The following is a 755-nucleotide window of genomic DNA, read 5'->3' as shown; positions in this document are numbered from 1 at the left end:
GTCAGTGCCTATCTTTTTATAAAGGGATTGCCCTGTTTCATTATCTGAAACAATTCTATGTAATATATTTACTTGAAGCTTCTCCCTGAGTGATGCGTAATTCACCTCATTATCTTGTAAATGATCATAAATTGACTCGATGCAACCTCTGGCAGTATTTTCAACTTGATTATATAGCATCATATGAACGGATGATTTTAAAATATTTACCCTTAGGATATTAGATTCTATTTCATCTTGATGCGCTTGCGGATCTAACTGCTGAGTATGAATCTCTATAGATGATGCAAGAGAAAGCAGTTCCATAATGTCTCTTGCTCTTTCTTCATATTCATCTCGTAAATCAATTAGACTCATTTTTAAATCCCTAACAACTTATTTTTAACGTAAAAGATTCTGTTTTTTAGCTGGCTGGTATTGTTTGCACTATCAGCAGTAACAAGTGTTTCAAATTCCTCTTCAAATAGCCATTCACCTACAGGTACGGCTGGACTCTGGAGTTGTGGGTTAGTTTTTAATGCAAGTGCAGTTCCCACGGCAATGGCTTCGTATCTGGCTCGTGGGGTGGTTTTACTTGTTGCGGTCTTTTTAAAGCCAATAGGGAAATGGGTAGCAACAAAAGCAAGCATCATTTCAAAATCATGTTTAAAATTATCAACATCTTGTTGAGTAGTCACAGCTGCTGCTTGTTCATTTAAATAATTATCAATAAAGGGACGGACAAATCCCTTATAGTTTTCTAAATCATTTAAATA

The 755-nt window shown here is 35.4% G+C and carries 1 protein-coding gene and 1 pseudogene; both read right to left on the bottom strand.

Features of this window, described 5'->3' with window-relative positions:
* Nucleotides 1-357: MAE_28990/MAE_18760 family HEPN-like nuclease (locus RTW80_RS26515; RefSeq protein ID WP_312721066.1), on the bottom strand; the 357-nt coding region annotated here is incomplete at its 3' end.
* A 2-nt stretch (nucleotides 358-359) separates the two neighbouring features.
* Nucleotides 360-755, bottom strand: a pseudogene (locus RTW80_RS26510) (DUF262 domain-containing protein); the annotation flags it as partial.

Origin of the sequence: Escherichia sp. AM3, assembly GCF_032029835.1 — a bacterium.
GTDB classification, from domain to species: Bacteria; Pseudomonadota; Gammaproteobacteria; order Enterobacterales; family Enterobacteriaceae; genus Escherichia; species Escherichia coli.
The sequence above is the reverse complement of the archived record's forward strand: the minus strand, read 5'-3'. Positions and strand labels throughout refer to the sequence as shown.